Annotated in this window: 19 protein-coding genes; 12 read left to right on the forward strand and 7 right to left on the reverse strand. The window is 52.6% G+C overall.

The genetic code is table 11. The features are described from left to right. The first annotated feature begins 41 nt into the window (after positions 1-41). The 10 genes from tsaE (at position 42) to QZ280_RS07285 (ending at position 13,152) form a co-directional block, all read left to right on the forward strand. Positions 42-515, forward strand: coding sequence for a tRNA (adenosine(37)-N6)-threonylcarbamoyltransferase complex ATPase subunit type 1 TsaE (gene tsaE / locus QZ280_RS07240; protein ID WP_293441938.1), 474 nt, complete (start codon positions 42-44; stop codon positions 513-515). Next, positions 512-1,537, forward strand: coding sequence for a phosphotransferase (locus QZ280_RS07245; protein ID WP_293441941.1), 1,026 nt, complete (start codon positions 512-514; stop codon positions 1,535-1,537). Before tsaE ends, QZ280_RS07245 begins: the two co-directional genes overlap by 4 nt. Continuing rightward, positions 1,513-2,208, forward strand: a complete 696-nt coding sequence (locus tag QZ280_RS07250; RefSeq protein ID WP_293441944.1) for a nucleotidyltransferase family protein — start codon at positions 1,513-1,515, stop codon at positions 2,206-2,208. The genes QZ280_RS07245 and QZ280_RS07250 overlap by 25 nt, the downstream gene beginning before the upstream one ends. Next, positions 2,201-5,143, forward strand: coding sequence for a double-strand break repair protein AddB (gene addB, locus QZ280_RS07255; protein ID WP_293441947.1), 2,943 nt, complete (start codon positions 2,201-2,203; stop codon positions 5,141-5,143). The genes QZ280_RS07250 and addB overlap by 8 nt, the downstream gene beginning before the upstream one ends. Beyond that, positions 5,140-8,508 carry a double-strand break repair helicase AddA gene (addA, locus tag QZ280_RS07260; protein ID WP_293441949.1) on the forward strand — a complete coding sequence of 1,123 codons (3,369 nt, stop codon included), beginning with the start codon at positions 5,140-5,142 and terminating at the stop codon, positions 8,506-8,508. The genes addB and addA overlap by 4 nt, the downstream gene beginning before the upstream one ends. Positions 8,509-8,553: 45 nt before the next feature. Further along, a complete protein-coding gene (gene trxA / locus QZ280_RS07265) occupies positions 8,554-8,874 on the forward strand; it encodes a thioredoxin (protein WP_293441952.1) in 321 nt (106 codons plus the stop codon). A gap of 122 nt (positions 8,875-8,996) precedes the next feature. After that, the gene (gene hslV, locus QZ280_RS07270) at positions 8,997-9,554 is read left to right on the forward strand and encodes an ATP-dependent protease subunit HslV (RefSeq protein WP_293441955.1); all 558 of its coding nucleotides are present in this window, start codon (positions 8,997-8,999) and stop codon (positions 9,552-9,554) included. Next, on the forward strand, positions 9,551-10,621 hold the full coding sequence (locus tag QZ280_RS07275; protein WP_293441958.1) for a hypothetical protein: 1,071 nt from the start codon (positions 9,551-9,553) through the stop codon (positions 10,619-10,621). The genes hslV and QZ280_RS07275 overlap by 4 nt, the downstream gene beginning before the upstream one ends. Beyond that, positions 10,618-11,925: an ATP-dependent protease ATPase subunit HslU gene (gene hslU, locus QZ280_RS07280; protein ID WP_293441961.1), complete on the forward strand. Its 1,308-nt coding sequence runs from the start codon at positions 10,618-10,620 to the stop codon at positions 11,923-11,925. Before QZ280_RS07275 ends, hslU begins: the two co-directional genes overlap by 4 nt. A 6-nt stretch (positions 11,926-11,931) precedes the next feature. Then, the gene (locus tag QZ280_RS07285; RefSeq protein WP_293441964.1) at positions 11,932-13,152 is read left to right on the forward strand and encodes an MFS transporter; all 1,221 of its coding nucleotides are present in this window, start codon (positions 11,932-11,934) and stop codon (positions 13,150-13,152) included. On the opposite strand, the gene QZ280_RS07290 is transcribed toward QZ280_RS07285, so the two are convergent. Genes QZ280_RS07290 through QZ280_RS07300 form a run of 3 tightly spaced genes read right to left on the reverse strand, consistent with a single transcriptional unit; the run spans position 13,135 to position 15,411 of the window. After that, positions 13,135-13,722 (reverse strand): Smr/MutS family protein, encoded by a 588-nt coding sequence (locus tag QZ280_RS07290; RefSeq protein WP_293441966.1) that lies wholly within the window; start codon positions 13,720-13,722, stop codon positions 13,135-13,137. The two genes, QZ280_RS07285 and QZ280_RS07290, sit on opposite strands and share 18 nt — an antisense overlap. Before the next feature lies 1 nt (position 13,723). Next, the gene (locus tag QZ280_RS07295) at positions 13,724-14,716 is read right to left on the reverse strand and encodes a murein transglycosylase A (protein ID WP_293441968.1); all 993 of its coding nucleotides are present in this window, start codon (positions 14,714-14,716) and stop codon (positions 13,724-13,726) included. A gap of 41 nt (positions 14,717-14,757) precedes the next feature. After that, positions 14,758-15,411: a Tim44/TimA family putative adaptor protein gene (locus QZ280_RS07300; protein WP_293441970.1), complete on the reverse strand. Its 654-nt coding sequence runs from the start codon at positions 15,409-15,411 to the stop codon at positions 14,758-14,760. Positions 15,412-15,517: 106 nt separating this feature from the next. Here QZ280_RS07300 and QZ280_RS07305 point away from each other — a divergent pair, with 106 nt between their 5' ends. Together QZ280_RS07305 and secB are read left to right on the forward strand one after the other, a co-directional pair. Beyond that, on the forward strand, positions 15,518-15,988 hold the full coding sequence (locus QZ280_RS07305) for an FxsA family protein (protein ID WP_293441972.1): 471 nt from the start codon (positions 15,518-15,520) through the stop codon (positions 15,986-15,988). A gap of 58 nt (positions 15,989-16,046) precedes the next feature. Beyond that, entirely contained in the window at positions 16,047-16,553 is a 507-nt protein-coding gene (gene secB / locus QZ280_RS07310) for a protein-export chaperone SecB (protein ID WP_293441975.1), read from the forward strand. Here secB and dnaQ read toward each other — a convergent pair. Genes dnaQ through QZ280_RS07330 form a run of 4 tightly spaced genes read right to left on the reverse strand, consistent with a single transcriptional unit; the run spans position 16,546 to position 19,247 of the window. Then, complete coding sequence (gene dnaQ / locus QZ280_RS07315) at positions 16,546-17,235, reverse strand: DNA polymerase III subunit epsilon (RefSeq protein ID WP_293441978.1); 690 nt, start codon at positions 17,233-17,235, stop codon at positions 16,546-16,548. The two genes, secB and dnaQ, sit on opposite strands and share 8 nt — an antisense overlap. Further along, positions 17,228-17,821: a dephospho-CoA kinase gene (gene coaE / locus QZ280_RS07320; protein ID WP_293441981.1), complete on the reverse strand. Its 594-nt coding sequence runs from the start codon at positions 17,819-17,821 to the stop codon at positions 17,228-17,230. Before coaE ends, dnaQ begins: the two co-directional genes overlap by 8 nt. Continuing rightward, positions 17,818-18,651: a shikimate dehydrogenase gene (locus tag QZ280_RS07325; protein ID WP_293441984.1), complete on the reverse strand. Its 834-nt coding sequence runs from the start codon at positions 18,649-18,651 to the stop codon at positions 17,818-17,820. Before QZ280_RS07325 ends, coaE begins: the two co-directional genes overlap by 4 nt. Further along, positions 18,648-19,247: a nucleoside triphosphate pyrophosphatase gene (locus QZ280_RS07330; RefSeq protein WP_293441987.1), complete on the reverse strand. Its 600-nt coding sequence runs from the start codon at positions 19,245-19,247 to the stop codon at positions 18,648-18,650. The genes QZ280_RS07325 and QZ280_RS07330 overlap by 4 nt, the downstream gene beginning before the upstream one ends. Positions 19,248-19,272 lie beyond the last annotated feature (25 nt).

Consider the following 19,272-nt stretch of genomic DNA (forward strand, 5'->3'; position numbering starts at 1 on the left):
TCGCGGTTCCCCCTCCCTCGAAAGCACCGTAGCTTGATCACATGTTGATCGAGCTACCAAACCAAACCCTCAATACATCTGAGGAGACTGCAAACCTCGCGGTGCGCGTCGGTGCTCAGTTGCGCATTGGTGACACGCTGCTTTTGCAAGGTGACATCGGGACTGGCAAAAGCTTTTTCGCACGCGCCCTAATCCAGTCTTTGCAGGATCACCCAGAAGACGTGCCCTCCCCCACTTTCACGCTTGTACAAACCTACACCACAAACGTGGGCGAGGTTTGGCATGCCGATCTTTATCGTCTGAACGACCCAAGTGAAGCAGAGGAACTTGGCTTAACCGAAGCCTTCAGCGACACAATTTGTTTGATTGAATGGCCTGATCGAATGGCAAATTTGTCGCCTCCCGATGCAATCATCCTCTCCTTTACCACTTTGGCAAATGATGACACGCGTCAGATATCATTCTCAGGCGGCGCACAGGCGCTAAGATCCCGAATTTTGAAAGCCCTTCTATGACCACGCGCGAACAAGTAATTTCAGGATTTCTAAGGACGACAAATTGGAAATCCGCACAATACGCGCCCCTTGCTGGCGATGCATCGATGCGAAAATACTTGCGACTAGGTCCCGGTGATAATGGTCGGGTCGCAGTGCTTATGGACGCAGATCCTGCACTTGGCAACGATGTTGGCCCCTTCGTCAGAATCACGAACTACTTGCGCAGTGTCGATCTAAGTGCCCCAGAGATTTTCGCCACCGATCCCGCACAAGGCATCTTGATTATCGAAGACCTTGGTGATGCGCTTTTTGCGCGGGTTGTTGCGCAGGACCACACACTTGAAGAACCGCTCTACACTGCAGCAACTGACACTTTGCTCCACCTTCACAATGCGGCACCACCAACCCTCACACCATACGATGCAACGGTCATGACCAACATGGCTGCGCTCGCCTTTGATTGGTATCAACGCGGTGCATCCGACGCGGTAGACATTGACGCCAAAGTCAGCTTTTCTGATGCATTTTTTGCCTTATTAAAAACTAAAATTAGTCCACCTAGCGTTCTTATCCAGCGCGACTATCACGCAGAAAATCTACTCTGGTTACCAGAGCGTGGGGGCATCGCACGCGTTGGTTTGTTGGACTACCAAGACGCACAACTGGGCCACCCCGCTTATGATCTCGTTTCACTGCTTAAAGACGCGCGCCGCGATGTGCCCGAAGCAATTGAGGAGAAAATGATCGCCCATTACATCGAGGCCTCTGGAACGGATGCGCAAGATTTTCGTGACGCTTATCATCTGCTTGGCCTGCAACGTAACCTTCGCATTCTGGGTGTCTTCGCGCGGCTTTCGATGCACTTTGGAAAGCCCTCCTATATTGATTTGATCCCGCGCGTTTGGAGCTTCATCCAGCGCGATCTTAACCATCCAGTTAACGCGAATGTCGCCGACCTAATCACTACAGCGCTTCCCACACCTACGCCAGAAACCCTCCAACGATTGAAAGACAAATGCGCGACAGTCCCAACGCTATAATGCTCTTCGCTGCCGGTTTTGGCACACGCATGGGCACGCTTACAGCGAACACGCCCAAACCACTAGTGCAAGTCGCAGGTCGCGCATTGATTGATCACGCTTTGGCAGAGGTGGGGGCGGTCACCCTCGAAACGAGGGTAGTGAATTGTCACTATTTTCCTGAGCAAATCAAAGCTCACTTCAGAGACCAAGACGACATAACGATTATCGAAGAGGCCGGCGAGATTTTAGAAACTGGCGGCGGACTTAAGAACGCGTTGCCCATACTTGGCGATAGCCCTGTGTTTACCATGAATACAGATGCGGTTTGGAACGGTGAAAATCCACTGAAGGCGCTACTGAAGGCGTGGGATCCTGCCAAAATGGACGCGCTCTTACTGTGTGTTCCTAAGTCGAATGCAATTGGTCATGACGGGCCAGGTAATTTGCATTTGGCGCAGAATGGACAACTCTCTTACGGCGTGGGCAGCATCTATACGGGCCTTCAAATCGTCAAGACTGCAGCCCTCAACGAGATTGAACAAAGCTCCTTTTCGGTGAAGCTTCTCTGGGAAAAATATTTCGCTGAAAACCGAATGTACGGTTTAGAGTTTGATGGCAAATGGTGTGATGTAGGGACGCCAGAGGGTGTGCAATTGGCCGAAGCCATGCTCGCAGGCCGCGATGTTTGAGGCACAAGAAACCCCACGCATATTTGCACTCGGCCTTGGCGTTGATTTTCCAAAGGCGCTTGTTAAGGGCGTACTAGATCGTACTCAAAATAATGCGCCGACCGACATCGCGCAGATACAGATCATCCTGAATACAGCGCGGATGCGGCGGCGTGTGAGCACCCTTTTCATCGATGGAAAAGCCAAGCTTTTACCGCAGATCACTCTGCTGGGGGACATCGGAAAACACCCCAAGTTTCATTCGATCCCCCAAGCGGTCTCCCCCCTTTCGCGACGCATCGAACTCATCGCGTTGGTTGACGCATTGTTGCGGCGCAATCCTGCTTTGGCCTCCCGCAGTTCGCTTTTTGATTTGGCGGATTCACTTGCTGGTCTCATGGATGAAATGCAGGGCGAGGGCGTATCGCTAGAGGATATTTCAAACCTCGAAGTTACCGACATTTCCGGCCATTGGGCGCGCGCGCAAGAGTTTATCAGCATCGTTGGTCGCTTCCTTGATCTCTCGCAAGTACGTCCCGATAGCGAGGCACGCTCACGCGCTGTCGTTCTTGCCCAGATTGCGGGTTGGCAGATCAATCCGCCGACACATCCTGTAATTTTGGCCGGCTCAACAGGGTCACGCGGCACCACTGCTTTGCTGATGGAAGCCATCTCAAAACTTCCTCAGGGTGCCGTCATTCTGCCCGGCTTTGACACTGATACGCCACACGAAGTTTGGGAAGAGCTGATCGCGGATCACCCAACGCGCATGGACCCAGAAGATCACCCGCAATATCGCTTTGCAAACCTGTTGAAATCCCTTTCCATGCATCCAAAAACCGTACCGCTTTGGCATGATACGCCTCCAGTGGACACCGCCCGCAATAAGGTTGTCTCGCTCGCTTTGCGCCCCGTTCCCGTGACAGACGGATGGCTGCGCGACGGTCCTAAACTGGGCGACCTGACAAGCGCAATGCAGCACGTCACACTTTTGGAACCGCAAACAAGCCGCGAAGAAGCGCTTGCCATCGCAATGCGGCTTCGCTTTGCTGCTGAACAGGGAAAAGCGGCCGCACTTGTCACTCCGGATCGCATGTTAACCCGTCAAGTCACCGCGGCTTTAGATCGCTGGGATATCAAACCTGACGATAGCGCAGGTTTGCCGTTGCAGCTTTCCCCACCGGGTCGATTTTTGCGTCATGTGCTTGAGTTGTTCACGCGACTGCTTGATGCGGAAGCTTTGCTGACGCTGCTAAAGCACCCCCTGACACATACGGGTTCAGAGCGCGGAACGCATCTTTTGTTAACCCGCGAGCTAGAGCTTTCGATCCGCAAGAACGGCCCTGCTTTCCCGGCCAAAGACAGCCTTCTTGCTTGGGCGAAAGATAACAAGCTGGACGGTGCTCAAAGCTGGATTGACTGGGTCGCAAACACATTTTGCGGGCATCTTTGCGATGGTCCTCAGAACGCAGTCGAGCTAGCCGAACGTCACATAGATTTAGCTGAACGCATCTCCCAAGGGGCGCAAGATGTGGGCACGGGTGACCTTTGGAAAGAAGGCGCAGGCCGGGAGGCAATGTCGCAATGGGTTGCGCTGCGTTCCAATTTGGATGCTTTGCCAGATCTCTCTGCACGTGATTACGCTGATCTTTTCGGTGGTGTTCTGTCGCGCAGCGAGGTGCGCAATCCTGATACTGGTCATCCGAACGTGTTGATCTGGGGAACCCTCGAGGCGCGTGTTCAAGGCGCGGACTTGTTGATACTCGCTGGTCTGAACGAGGGTAGCTGGCCCGAAGTACCCAGCCCCGATCCTTGGCTCAACCGACGCATGCGCGCGGATGCAGGGCTTTTGTTGCCTGAACGCCGTATCGGCCTGTCTGCACATGATTTTCAACAAGCAATTGCCGCGCCTGAAGTTTGGCTAACCCGCGCCCAGCGCTCTGATGATGCGCAAACCGTGCCCTCGCGATGGCTCAATCGGTTAACTAATTTGATGAACGGATTGCCTGATCAAGACGGCCCAGTCGCAATTGAGCAAATGCAAGCGCGTGGCAATGAATGGCTAGAACGCGCACATCAGCTTGAGACCCCTATTGAGGCGCACCAGGCTAAACGCCCCTCCCCAAAACCCGCGATTGAAGTTCGGCCAAATCAGCTGTCAGTCACAGAAATCAAAACGCTCGTACGCGATCCTTATGCGATCTATGCCAAGCATGTTTTGCGATTGGCACCGCTCGATAGTCTCGTGAAAACCGCTGATGCGCGTTTGCGCGGGATTGCAGTGCATCAGGTGTTTGAAGACTTCGTACGCAGTTGGGACAAAGGGGATACTGCTGCTGATCTCATGGCGCACGCGGAGCGTATATTTGATAGCGATGTGGATTGGCCTTCTGCGCGCCTGATGTGGGCCGCCCGCATCGCACGTTTGGCTAACGATTTCGTTGCTGAAGAACGCGAAAGGCAGCAGATTGCTGTGTCGTCTCGCCTGGAAGTGAAGGGCAAAAGCACGCTAACCGAACTTGGTTTCACGCTTACCGTCAAAGCTGACCGCATTGATTTAGACGAACGTGGTGGCGCGTATTTATTTGATTACAAGACAGGCACAATTCCGAGCAAACCACAGCAGCTCGCCTTCGATATGCAACTCTTGCTAGAGGCCGCAATGGCAGAGCGCGGTGACTTTTATAACCTACATCCACGACACATTGAGGGCGCGACATATCTTGGCGTCGGCTCTGGTACAAAATCAGTGGAAGCGCCTTTGGATGACAAACCAACAGCAAAAGTTTGGGCAGAACTTTACAAGCTGATTTCTGACTATCAAGAGTCTAATAAAGGCTTTACGGCCCGACGTGCGATGGAAAAATCCAAGAGTTTCGGACGCTACGATCAGCTTTCACGCTTTGGCGAATGGGATGAAACGGATCTGCCCGACGATGGTGGAGTGCGCTCATGAACACACGGAATGACGCGACCCAAGCCCAAGTTGATGCTGCGCGCCCGCACATGTCTACGTGGTTATCCGCCAATGCTGGGTCCGGCAAAACCCGCGTGTTGACAGATCGCGTCGCGCGCCTGTTGCTTGCCCAAGTTCCGCCAGAACGTATCTTGTGTTTAACCTACACCAAAGCCGCTGCCGCAGAGATGCAGAACCGCTTGTTCAAACGCCTTGGCGAATGGGCGATGCTTGAGAACGAGGCGTTGCGCGCAGCGCTACAAGAATTGGGCGAAGAAGGCTCAATCGGTGCAGAAGACCTTCGCATGGCCCGCACGCTTTTTGCGGCTGCAATCGAAGCACCCGGCGGTTTGAAGATCCAAACGATCCACTCCTTCTGCTCCACCGTTTTGCGGCGCTTTCCGCTAGAGGCAAATGTCAGCCCACAGTTCGCCGAAATAGAAGAGCGCGCCGCCGAATTGCTGCGCGAAGAGTTGATCGAAGAGATGGCGTCCAGCGAAGATGCGACATTGATCTTGAATCTTGCGACGGTAACGGGCGCCTATGATCTGACTGAACTCAGCGGTGAGATTGTTGGGCAACGCACTGCATTGATCGCGCCGCCAACCGACGATGCAGTATTTGCCGCATATGATCTCGACCCCTTGATCAACGAAGAACAAATTGCCGCCTCCGTCTTTATGGGCGGTGAGGCGAATCTGCTCTCAGCGCTCGTCAATGTGCTTAACACATCGGGCGTGACGGACGTGAAAATGGCTTCAAAGTTAACCACGATCACCGCACTTGATGCGAGCGCTTTGCCAGTCTTGGAAGATGCCTTTCTCCTGAAGAAAGATGGCAGCGCCAAGGTCGGGAAGGTCCCCGCAAAAGGCGTGCAAAAGGATTTCGTCGCACATCAAGATGCGCTCGATGCTTGGATCCTTCGTGTTGAGGCCGCGCGCAGCTCACGCCTAAAGCTCGCGGCGGTTCAGAAAACGCTGCACCTCAACCGTTTCGCCGCTTCTTTTCTCAAGCGGTATGAGTCAAGCAAACAGGCGCGCGGATGGCTTGATTTTGACGATCTCATCCTGAAAACACGCGATCTCCTCGCCAATTCTGAAATGGCGCAATGGGTCCTCTATAAACTAGACGGCGGCATCGATCATATTCTGGTGGACGAAGCCCAAGACACCAGCCCGACGCAATGGGATGTGATTGAACGACTGACCTCCGAAATTACAGCAGGTGATGGCGCACGAGGTGAGGTGCCACGGACGATCTTTGTGGTCGGTGACAAAAAACAGTCGATTTATTCGTTCCAAGGTGCTGATCCGCGTGAGTTCGACCGCATGCGTAGCGAGTTTGATGTGCGGCTACGCCCCACCAATTCTCCCTTGGTTCCTGCTGAGTTGCATTACTCTTTCCGCTCTTCCCAATGTATTTTGGAGTTGGTCGATAAAGTGTTTGAAGGCCATCCCGCAGCCGGTTTTAGCGGTTCTAATCATCTTGCGTTTGAAGGTGGCCCACCTGGTCGCGTCGACATTTGGCCCGCCATTCCAAAAGCTGAAAAACTCGATGGCGGCGATTGGTCGGATACGGTCGATAAGTTGGGTGAGAACGATGAAACCGTCCTGATGGCGCGCCGCATCGCAGATGAAATTGCGCGCATGACTGGACCTATGGGCGAAGCAATTTTTGACAAAGGGATCTTTCGCAAAGTGCGCGCAGGCGATGTTTTGATCCTTGTTCAACGTCGATCTGATTTGTTCGAAGAAATCATTCGTGCGTGCAAAGCCAAGGGCCTGCCGATTGCTGGCGCAGATCGCCTGAAAGTTGGTGCTGAAATGGCAGTGCGCGACTTGCAAGCTTTGTTAAGCTTTCTGGCGACGCCCGAGGATGATTATGCCCTCGCCGTTGTCTTAAAATCCCCACTGTTTGGGTGGAGCGAAAAGCAGCTTTTCGATCTTGCCCATGATCGCAGTGGACCTTTCTTGTGGCAAGAATTGCGCTCGCGAAAGGACATGCATCCCGATGTGCTTCACACGCTTGAAGACTTACGCAAACAGGCAGATTTTCTTCGTCCGTATGATCTGATTGAACGCGTCTTAACGCGCCACAATGGACGTCGTCATTTCGTTGGCCGCCTTGGACGAGAAGCGGAAGACGGAATTGACGCGCTCCTTGCTCAGACGCTGTCATTCGAGCGGTCACGCATTCCTTCGCTGACCGGGTTTCTCACGTGGATGGAAAGCGATGACCTGACGATCAAGCGCCAACTTAGCCAAGATAAAGACGAAATTCGCGTGATGACAGTGCATGGTGCGAAGGGTCTCGAGTCACCGATTGTAATCATGCCGGAGACGCAAAAACGTAAAAGTCCTGGTGGCGGTTCCTTAATCAAAATGGATGATCTGGTGGGATGGAGCGTGCGCAATGAAGATGCGCCCGACATCATAAAGACCGCCAAAGCAAAACGCGAAGAGCGCCAAGCGGAAGAGCGGATGCGCCTGTTGTATGTGGCGATGACGCGCGCTGAGAAATGGTTAATTTTGGGAGCGGCAGGTGACCTTGGCAAGACTGACGATGAAAGCTGGTACGGACTTGTGAGTTCCGCTGCGCGCAAGCGCCCACATGTGGAACATGACTTTACCTTTGGCAAAGGACTGCGCATTGAACCTGTACCCTGGGGCGATATTGAAGAGGCCCCTAAGCAAACGTCGCTCGTACAATCGATCGAATTAGATCCACTGTTTCGCGAAGTAATTTCAATAATCGTACCCAGTGAAACGACGATCAGCCCGTCAAACCTTGGTGGTGCAAAGGCTCTGCCAAGCGAAACTGGTTTGGATGAAGAAGCCGCGAAACTGCGCGGCACACGGGTGCATCTACTTCTCGAACATTTCTCGCAAACGCCCATCGATAAGTGGGCCGCTATTGCTGAAACGCTGCTTACCGACACACCCGACCTTGACGACCTTATCGTTGAGGCAACAAAGGTAATCACCGCCCTTAACCTATCTTTCATCTTCGATCATGGTACGCTGTCTGAGGTGCCAATCACCGCCACTTTGCCCGGCCTTTCGGACAAACCCATTCATGGTATCATTGATCGCCTTATTGTGAACGACACCGACGTTTGGGTAATTGATTTTAAAACCAACGCTGCGGTGCCCGCTGATGCGGCCCATTGCCCCGAGAGTATTTTGCGGCAGATGGGGGCCTATAGAGCTGCTTTGCAACAAGTGTATCCGTCACATCACATTCGCACTGCCATTATCTGGACCCGTAACGCAAGCTTAATGGAGTTGCCTGCGAGCCATGTTGATCCAGCAATGCACAGAGCGGGTGCATCTATGCTCCTTGACGGCGCGACCCCCAATACCTAGTTTGCAGCTCAAGATTTACCGCGATATTCCTTAGGAGACGCTCCCATGTCCACAGTAGCCGTAACAGACGCCACATTTGACGCAGAAGTCAAAAATTCCTCCGTTCCAGTCGTTGTCGACTTCTGGGCAGAATGGTGTGGCCCTTGCAAACAAATCGGCCCAGCGCTGGAAGAATTGTCCACTGAATACGGGGATAAGGTTAAGGTTGTGAAGGTCGATGTCGACAGCAACCCAAACTCCGCAGCGGCAATGGGTGTGCGTGGCATTCCAGCTTTGTTCATCTTCAAAGACGGCGAAGTTGTTTCCAACCGCGCGGGCGCAGCACCAAAAGCAGCGTTGCAAAGCTGGATCGACGACGCGATCTAAATCGTGTTGATAGATTGATGAAGGGGCGTACCAGCGGTGCGCCCTTTTTCTTTTTTAGGCTGCTTTCTTGCACCATCCTGCTCGCCTCGCCATATAGACACCAACAAAGATGGAGAGAGCGCATGAGCAGCAATGAATTTCCCGGCTGGCACGGCACCACGATTATCGGCGTTCGCAAAGGCGGCGAAGTAGTGATTGCGGGCGATGGTCAAGTCTCTCTCGGGCAGACAGTGATCAAAGGAACGGCGAAGAAAGTGCGCCGTTTGTCCCCTGGTGGATACGATGTTGTGTGTGGGTTTGCTGGTTCTACCGCCGATGCCTTTACTTTGTTGGAACGGCTCGAGGCGAAGCTGGAAGCGACCCCCGGTCAACTCGCGCGCGCCTCTGTTGAGCTCGCCAAGGACTGGCGCACAGATAAGTATCTACAAAAACTGGAAGCGATGTTGATTGTCACGGATGGCAAAGATCTGTTCGTGATCACTGGTGCTGGCGATGTCTTAGAGCCGGAGCATGATGTCACGGCTATCGGTTCTGGCGGTAATTTCGCGCTCGCCGCTGCGCGTAGCTTGATGGAGGGTGATAGCACTGCTGAAGAGATCGCGCGCAGAGCGATGTCGATTGCGTCTGACATTTGCGTCTACACCAACGGTAAACTCACTGTAGAAACTATCAAAGCATGAGCCTTGATAAGGACGATATTCGCGCCGCCGTTGCGTCCAACATTCTGACAGAGCCGCAAGCCGCTTCACTTATGGCGCTGGCTGATAGTCGTCGTGGAACACGCGAAAATATGGATGGTCTCGATGAACCGTTCGAGCTGTTTCGCGGCTTTAACGAGGTGTTTATCGTTATCGGCCTCGTCATTTTGTATTCTGGATGGATGGGACTGACAGGGATCAACATTTTCTTGTCTGATGAAGCTAACCTCAGTACGTTAATCTACGGTGTTATTTCCGTTGTCGTCACCTATTTCCTCGCACGTTATTTCACTTTGCAACGCCGCATGGTTGCACCATCAATCATGCTGGTTGTCTTGATGGCGCTGAGTGGTTTGCAAATCGGCGCGAGCCTCTCCAATCTATTTGGCTTCGCTGGCGCGTCGATGATCGCTTTCGCAGTGACCCTTTCTGTCCTTCTTCTTATCGCGTTTTATGCTGTGTTCCGCATTCCCATCACCGTATTTTTCATCGCGCTCGGTGTGTTCATCGGCATCGGTGCGCTTGTCGTACAAGGCGGTGTTAACACACCCAGCTTTAACGATTTCTTTATGCTCACAAATGATGGTCCATACGCTTACATCACGATTATCTTGGGCCTCATCGGCCTCGCCATCGCGTTGCGTTTCGACATGTCCGATCCACATCGCGTGACACGCCGTGCGTCCGCTGGGTTCTGGCTGCATGTGATTGCAGCCCCAGCAATTGTGAACACCATCGCACTGACGCTTTTTGAGAGCGGAACAATCACGGCGCAGATCATCCTACTTGCCTTCCTTGCTGCTATGGCCGTCTTTGCGATGATTATTGATCGCCGTAGCTTTCTGGTGGCTGGAATCGGTTACATCGTGGCGATTGCAATCGCTGTGCTTGAAGGAAATGCAGCGATTGTTATCCTTATTCTTGGCCTAGGACTCGTCCTGATGGGCGCAAAATGGGAAGGGCTGCGCACACGCATCATGGATGCATTGCCCGACTTTCCCGGCAAAGACAAACTACCCCCATGGGGCCTGACGGAGACTTCACTATGACCGACCTCACCCCCCGCGAAATTGTCTCGGAGCTTGATCGCTTCATCATTGGCCAGAACGATGCGAAGCGCGCTGTTGCCGTGGCCCTGCGCAATCGTTGGCGCCGCAAGCAGTTGGCCGATGATCTGCGCGATGAGGTCTATCCAAAGAACATTCTGATGATCGGACCAACTGGCGTTGGTAAGACGGAAATCTCTCGCCGCCTCGCCAAGCTCGCTCGTGCACCGTTTATCAAGGTCGAAGCGACCAAGTTTACTGAAGTTGGTTATGTGGGTCGCGATGTTGAACAGATCATCCGTGATCTTGTCGAAAATGCCATCAGCGAGACCCGCGAATATATGCGCGAAGATGTCAAAACCAAGGCCCAAGCAGCCGCCGAAGAGCGCGTGATCGAAGCAATTGCAGGCGAAGGTGCGCGTGATGCAACCCGTGAGATGTTCCGCAAAAAACTGCGCTCTGGAGAGTTAGATAACACCGTGATCGAGTTAGAAATCTCGGATACCTCCAACCCCATGTCGGGTTTTGAAATTCCGGGACAACCGGGTTCTAACATGGGCATGATGAACATTGGTGACCTCTTTGGCAAAGCAATGGGTGGGCGCACAACACGCAAGAAGATGACCGTTTTGGAAAGCTACGATGTGCTGATTGGCGATGAAGCTGACAAGCTACTTGATGATGAAAGCGTGACGCGCGCTGCTTTGGAAGCGGTGGAGCAGAATGGCATCGTCTTCCTTGATGAGATCGACAAAGTCTGCACACGCTCCGATGCGCGTGGCGGCGATGTGTCCCGCGAAGGGGTGCAGCGTGATTTACTTCCCTTGATAGAAGGCACAGTCGTCAGCACCAAGCATGGCCCTGTGAAAACTGATCATATCCTGTTTATCGCATCCGGTGCCTTTCATATCGCCAAGCCGTCAGATCTGTTGCCCGAACTTCAGGGTCGCTTACCGATCCGCGTTGAATTACGCGCGCTGACAGAGGAAGATTTCGTTCGCATTCTGACAGAAACAGACAACGCTCTGACGCGCCAATATACAGCGTTGATGCAAACCGAAGAAGTGATCGTATCCTTCACAGATGATGGTATCGCCGCACTGGCGAAGATCGCAGCAGAGGTTAATCAAAGCGTCGAAAACATCGGCGCACGCCGTCTTTACACCGTACTTGAGCGTGTATTCGAAGAACTTTCCTTCACTGCACCTGATCGAGGGGGTGAAACGATTTCCGTCGATTCCAGCTTTGTAGAGACTTATTTAGGCGAGCTTTCCCGCTCTACAGACGTGTCCCGCTATGTTCTGTAAACGCGCGTGAGCAGCCTGACGAACTATCTGCGCGAAAATGCCAGATGGTTAAGTGCAGGCGTGCTGTTGACCTGTTTGTCCAGCTTTGGACAAACCTTTTTCATCGCACTTTTTGCCGCTGATATTCAAAGCGTATTCGATCTGAGCCATGGTGGTTGGGGCTCGATGTACACTGTCGGCACGACGGCTTCGGCAATAGTGATGGTTTGGGCGGGGCGACAAGCAGACGTCTTTCGAGTGCGCACTTTAGGTGCGCTTAGCTTACTCGCCCTTGCGCTAGCCTGCGTCGTGATGGCGTTAAATCCATGGCTTTGGGCGCTTCCGTTTGTGATTTTCGCGTTGCGCCTGACCGGACAAGGCATGATGGGCCACATAGCCGCTGTCGCTATGGCGCGATGGTTTGTTGCGACGCGCGGACGCGCTTTGTCGATTTCCGCGCTAGGGTTTTCTATCGGGCAAGCCTTCCTTCCAATCGCCGTTGTCGCACTAATGGGGTTTCTTGATTGGCATGTGATCTGGCTGCTCTGCGCTGGTATTTCACTGCTCGGCATTCCAATTCTCATGATGCTTTTATCAAAAGAACGCACGCCTGCGTCAATGACTAAGAGCAGCACAAGCCTCGGGATGGATGGGCAGCATTGGAGCCGAAATGAAATGCTCAAACATTCGCTCTTTTGGCTGATGGTGCCTGCGATCCTTGGGCCGTCGGCGTTCAGCACGGCGTTCTTTTTCCATCAGGTACATTATGCGTCGGTCATTGGAATCAGCACGATGCAGATGGTCAGTTACTTCCCGTTTTTTACCACGATGGTTGTGATAGCGATGATCTTAACAGGGATGCTTGTCGATCGTTTTGGCACGCCACGTTTGCTGCCCTATCACCAACTTCCTATGGTCGCGGCCTTTGGAATATTTTCGACTCACATCTTAGGACTTGGTTGGGGTTTCTTTTTCCTCGCACTCACCGCTGGCGCGCAAACGACACTGATTGCCGCCTTTTGGGCAGAGTTTTACGGCACCGCACACCTAGGCGCGATCAAGGCGATTGCGGCTGCTGTCATGGTGCTTGGCTCTGCGCTTGGGCCGGGGCTGACCGGTATTCTTATCGACTTTGGTATTGGGCTCGAAGCTCAATACGCATGGGTCGCTTTCTACTTTGTACTCACGTCAATTTCGATTTGGATCGGCGTCTCAAACGCGCGAAAATCGTTATCGAGCACGGCGTAAATAAACGTAGTACGCGCCAGCGCCACCATGTTTGATATGGCTTTCGGTCACCTGCAAAACCGCGGACGACACAGGTGCCATTGTCAGCCAAATCGGCACTTGCCGCTTAAGCGCGCCCATGCGTTGAGGCGCAATTACTCCCAACTCCTCGCGCTTGCCGCCTTTGCCAGTGATGATCAAAACAAGGCGTTTGCCATTCGCTTGCGCAGTCATAATGAAAGAGATCAGAGCCGGATGCGCCTGTGCGACAGTCATTCCATGCAGGTCAATACGCCCTTCGGGTTTGAGCTTGCCACGCTGCATCGTCTTGTAAGATTTCGCGTCCATTTTGACGGGTGCGCTACGCAAACGCTCACTGAGCGCAGGCAAGACATCTCGCATTTCGCGGGTAGAGGTTGGTAAAGCACCCAAAGTGAATGGTGCAATCGGCCTTGCTTCGCGCTTTTTGGCGGCCTCTTGCAAAGGCGCATCAACGATCAAGCTACGCCGCGGTAGGGCAAGGCGTTCTGTCGTGCTCGCCACTTGATTCCATAGATCAAGCTCGTCCTGCTTCACACGGCGGCGCGACATCTTACTGAACGTTCTCTGGCAAATAGGCGTAGGCGCGCTGGATCGGCATCAGCACAACCATGCGACCTGTGTCACGAAGGCTCCCAGCCTCTTTACCCGCTTTATCACCAGTCCCAAAGAACACATCCGCTCGCTGCGCACCTTTGATCGTAGACCCAGTATCCTGCGCAATCATCAATCGACGGAGGGGTGCTTTCCCATCCTTTTCAATCCAAACGGGCGCTCCAAGAGGTGTGAATTTCGGATCAACCGCAATAGATCGCATCGTCTTGATAGAGCGGTTCATCGCACCAAGCGGGCCTTTGTCAGCAGGTACTTCGCTAACTTCACGGAAAAACACATAAGACGGATTGTGAAACAGCAGTTCTTTGCCATCTTCGGGATTACGTCGCACCCAATTCTTGATCACCTCTGCAGAAACCTGATGTGGTTCATAAATCCCTCGCCGTACCATTTCCTGCCCGATCGAGCGGTAATTGTGGCGGTTCGACCCACCAAATCCAACACGCAGAAAACTACCATCCGGCAAACGCACACGGCCTGAGCCTTGGATTTGCAAAAAGAACAGCTCAACAGGATCATCGACATAACAAATCTCTAGGTTGAGACCATCCATCACCCCATCTTCGAAAATTTGTCGCCGCGTGTACCATTGACCCGCAGTCTTCGCATCGCGCGGCATGGCATAAATTGGATATTTGTAGCGCGCAGTGCGCGTGCGTGATCCGTCAAGTTCGGGTTCAAAATAGCCGGTGAACATCGCGTTTTTGCCATCTTGAATCAGTAAGGGGCGAAAAAACAATTCAAAGAACGCGCGTGCGTTCTTTTGATCATTTGCGGTGCGACATAACGTTCGCCAATCGGGTGTTTTCATATCGCGACATGTGTCGCGAAACGTATCAAGCGCCGCTTGATGATCGTCATCTGCCCAACCATCAAGTTCTTTGAAATCGAGAATACTGTAAACGGTTTCCGCATGCGCAGGGGCGCTCATTAAGACGCCCCCTGCGAATAGTGATGCCCTAAGGGCACGGATCATTCGCCGGTGGCAACAAGTTGCCAGTTTGGATCATCAGACCCCATCTTACGCGCGAATGTCCAAATGTCCTTCTGACGCTTCACTTTTTTCGCATCGCCTTCAACGATTTCACCCGCATTATCACGCACAACAGATGTCATTTCGCCGATGAACTTTACCGAGACCTCTCCAATGCCTTTTTCGTCGTCAAATGTCGCATCAGCCAATGACATTTCGCGAATGCCGACAAACTCGGCCTCAACAGTCAGTCCTTGCTTTTCACGCATTTCAACGACTTCCGCAAAGCTGGCATAGACGTCATCACCAAGGAACGGCTTGATGTCTGCCATTTCGCCACGCTCGAACCCGATGAGAATCATTTCATAAGCACCACGCGCGCCGCCAAGGAAATCAGACACGCCAAACGATGGCTCTACTGCTTTCATCTTCTCCAATGCTCCCGCTGCTTCAGGCATATCTTCGGTGTGATCCGAAATATCAGGATCGGGACCACCTTCGATGACTTCAAACTCGGGACGTTTGCGACCAGAGGGTATTTGGGCCGGCGGCTGCTCAAAGCCTTCCCGCGTTCCAAGCACGTTCTTAAGACGCAAAATAAGAAAAACTGCGATGCCGGCAAGCACCAAAAGCTGGATGATGGGCGAATTCATGAATGGGTCGTCCTCTAAAGCATAGCAACACGTTACTTGAGGACTTATGTACGCAAGGGCGGCGGTCAAGTCCACTCTGCCCCCAAGTGACAGGAGAACACTAAAGATGTGGTTATTTTTGGCCTTTTTGTCGGTTCCTTTGATAGAAATCGCTCTGTTTATCCAAATTGGCGGGGCTATTGGTCTCTGGTCCACACTCGGAATCGTTATTTTGACGGCCGTGATTGGCACGTTTTTGGTCAAAACGCAGGGCGCTTTGGCGATGAACAACCTGCGACAATCGTTTGGAACGCTCTCTGATCCGTCCGAACCTCTAGCTCACGGGGCTATGATCCTTGTATCCGGCGCGCTTTTGCTAACACCGGGATTTTTTACCGATGCTGTTGGTTTTGCACTGCTTATTCCGGGCGTACGGTCCGCTGTGTTTCGCGATCTCAAATCCCGCATCAAAGTCCAGAGTTTTGAAATGGGCGGCCATCCGCGTCAGCGTTCGCAACAAGCGGACATTATCGATGGTGAATTCGAAGAAGTGCCACCTGATCCGAATGCGCCACCTTCGGGTTGGACCAAGCATTGAGACCCAAGCATCTTGCTGATAAGCACCGTGCCAACTGACATTTTACCGGAGATTTCCAATGGCTGAAAACGAAACAGCAGCAGCGGGGGCAGCAGCCCCAGAAGCGCCACAGATCAAGATGAACATCCTTGCGCAGTACATTCGCGACATGTCATTTGAAAACATTCTAGCACAGAAGGGCATTCAGGGCGAAGTAAACCCAGACGTCAGCGTTCAGGTGAACCTGGACGCGAAAAAGCGCACTGCCGAGCATCAGTTTGAAGTGATCACCAAGGTTCAGATCAGTTCCAAGGTTAAGGAAAGCGAGCAGCAGTTGTTCTTGCTCGAGCTAGAGTACGCAGGCGTTTTCCACATCGAAGGTGTGCCAGAAGATCAAATGCACCCGTTCTTGTTGATCGAATGCCCGCGTATGACGTTTCCGTTCGTACGCCGTATAGTATCAGACGTGACGCGTGATGGTGGCTTTCCGCCGCTCAACCTTGAGAACATCGATTTTGTCTCTTTGTACCGCAATGAAATTGCACGTCGTCAAGCGGACGCAGCAGCGCAAGCCAAGCCTAATTAAGCTTAGACCAAAGCGCATCCTCGCCAAGTTTATCAACGAAGGCTGTATGCGCTTTGGTTTCTTTCTCAGTGATCCGAGAGGGAAGTGGGGTAGGGCGTTTGGATGCGCGCCAAGTTTCCTCTGATCCACCACTCGCGCTGCCACCAGAATTGGCAAGAACGAGGCCGGGCTGACGGCCACCCAACAATTCCAAATACACTTCCGCGAGAATTTCGGAATCGAGCAAAGCGCCATGCAGCGTTCGGTTTGAATTGTCGATATTAAAGCGACGGCACAAAGCGTCCAGTGACGCAGGCGAACCCGGAAAACGCTTGCGTGCAATTGCCAGAGTATCGAGCGCTTGCTCCATCGGTAATTGCTTCATGTTGAGCCAACCCAGCTCAGCGTTTAAAAACTTCATATCGAAAGACGCATTATGAATGACCATTGTGTCATCCTTGACGAAATCCAAAAATTCCTGCGCAATTTGTTTGAACACGGGTTTATTACGAAGAAAATCATCGCCCAATCCATGTACCTGAAACGCGTCATCCGGCATGGCGCGTTCGGGGTTGATATACTGATGATACGTGCGCCCCGTTGGCATCTGGTTAATCAACTCAACCGCGCCAATTTCAACGATGCGATCACCTTGCTGCGGATCAAAGCCTGTTGTTTCCGTGTCCAATACCAGTTCACGCATTTTGCAGCTTCCTTTTGATGTCCTCAACAATCGCTACAACCTGCGTTAGTGCATGGTCCAGTGAATTGGTCTCGATCACGTAATCACTAAGCGCGCACTTTTCTTCAATGGGCATTTGACGCGACAGGATCATCTGAAAATCCTCTTCGCTCATGCTACCACGCGCCAGAACACGTGTACGCTGTGTATCTGCATCGACACTTACGCACGCGACAGCATCCATCGCTTTGTTACCACTTGTCTCAAAGAGGATCGGAATATCAAAAACCAGTATGTCGGCAGTCGCATTTTCGATGAAGCGAGCACGGTCTTGCCCGACTAATGGATGCACGATCTTTTCAATCTTCGATAAAAGCATCGTATCTGCGCGAATAGCATCACGCAGTATCTCGCGGTCCAAAATATCACCATTCAAGGCATCAGGAACCAACTCAGTAACAGGCACAATCGCCAAACCATTTGGCGCATAAAGCCGATGCACAGCCTCATCCGCATCCCAAACGGCGCAGCCTGCATCTGCGAACATTTGTGCCGTCGTGGATTTGCCCATACCGATAGAGCCGGTGAGACCAAGTTTAAAGCTCATCGCAACACTACCGCGCGCAGTTCATCATCAACTTCGGGCTTCACTTTGAACCAACGCTCAAATCCCGGTGTCGCTTGGTGCAAAAGCATGCCGAGGCCATCCACCGCCGTCGCGCCTACCTCTGTCGCCGCGCGCAAAAGTTTGGTTTGTAAAGGGGTATAAACCAAATCACTCACCAACATCCCTGGCGCGAGCGCATCCAGAGGAACGCGCATTTCAGGTTTTCCAATCATACCAAGGGAGGTGGTGTTGATCACTGCATTAGCCCCCTCCATAGCGTTGCCGGCTTGTACCCAATCCACGACCGTAATTTTATCGCCAAAATCAGCCTTGAGTGTTTCCGCACGTTCTCGTGTTCGATTACTAAGCAGGATTTCAGGCACACCAATGTCAATGAAAGACGCCAAAACTGCCCGTGCAGCACCACCAGCACCAAGCACCATTGCAGAGCCTGCGCGCGGATCCCATTTTGGTGCAGATTGCAGCAAGTTTTGCATAAACCCGTAGCCATCCGTGTTATCCGCGTGAATTTTACCGTCTTTGCAGAAAATTAACGTGTTTGCAGCGCCAATCAGCTTGGCACGATCCGTCACAAGGTTTGCAATTTTCAGCACTGCTTCTTTATGCGGAATCGTCACATTGACGCCGACAAACCCCATTTTCGGCAACAAGCGGATCGCGCTTTCTAGATCTTTAGGTGCGATATCCATCGGAATATAGTGACCTTTGATACCGTTCTTTTTCAGCCAATGCCCATGCAGCTGCGGCGATTTGGAATGTGCGATCGGGTGACCAATCACGCCCGCCAATGGAATTTTCTGATCGCTCATTGCTGGAGTACCCCTTTGAGGGTGAGATAATTGACCAGCTCAATAAGGGGAAGGCCAAGAACAGTAAAATGATTGCCCTCGACCTGCGCGAACAGGCGCACGCCTTCGGCTTCAAGCTGGTAACACCCGACGCAATGACGGATCTCGTCCCAATTGCGATCCACGTAATCGCTTATGAAGGCATCAGAATAAACGCGTGTGGTCAGGCGCGCCTGACCAACATGTCGCCAAATAGGTTTGCCGTCTTGATAAAGCACCGCGGCACTTAACAAAGAATGGCGCGCGCCGCGCAGTTCGGTCAGGTGTTGCACAGCTTCCTCTTTTGACGTCGCCTTAGAATAGAGCGTTCCACGAAAATCTAGCACTTGATCGCAACCTAGCACCAAACGGTCAGGGTGCTTTTCACTGATCTTGCGTGCTTTCATCTCCGCCAGCGCATCTGCAATATCGCGCGGATTGGCTTCCTCCGCCAACATGGCATCTCGCATCATGCCTTCATCAACGCGGGGCTTGATCACGTCGATCTCTAGCCCCGCGTTCTGCAACATCTCACGACGCGTTTCAGAACCAGAGGCGAGGATAAGGGGCGCAGGCATGTGGATAATTCCGTGGATGAAGGTG

Origin of the sequence: Planktotalea sp., assembly GCF_018607995.1 — a bacterium.
Classification (GTDB): Bacteria; Pseudomonadota; Alphaproteobacteria; order Rhodobacterales; family Rhodobacteraceae; genus Planktotalea.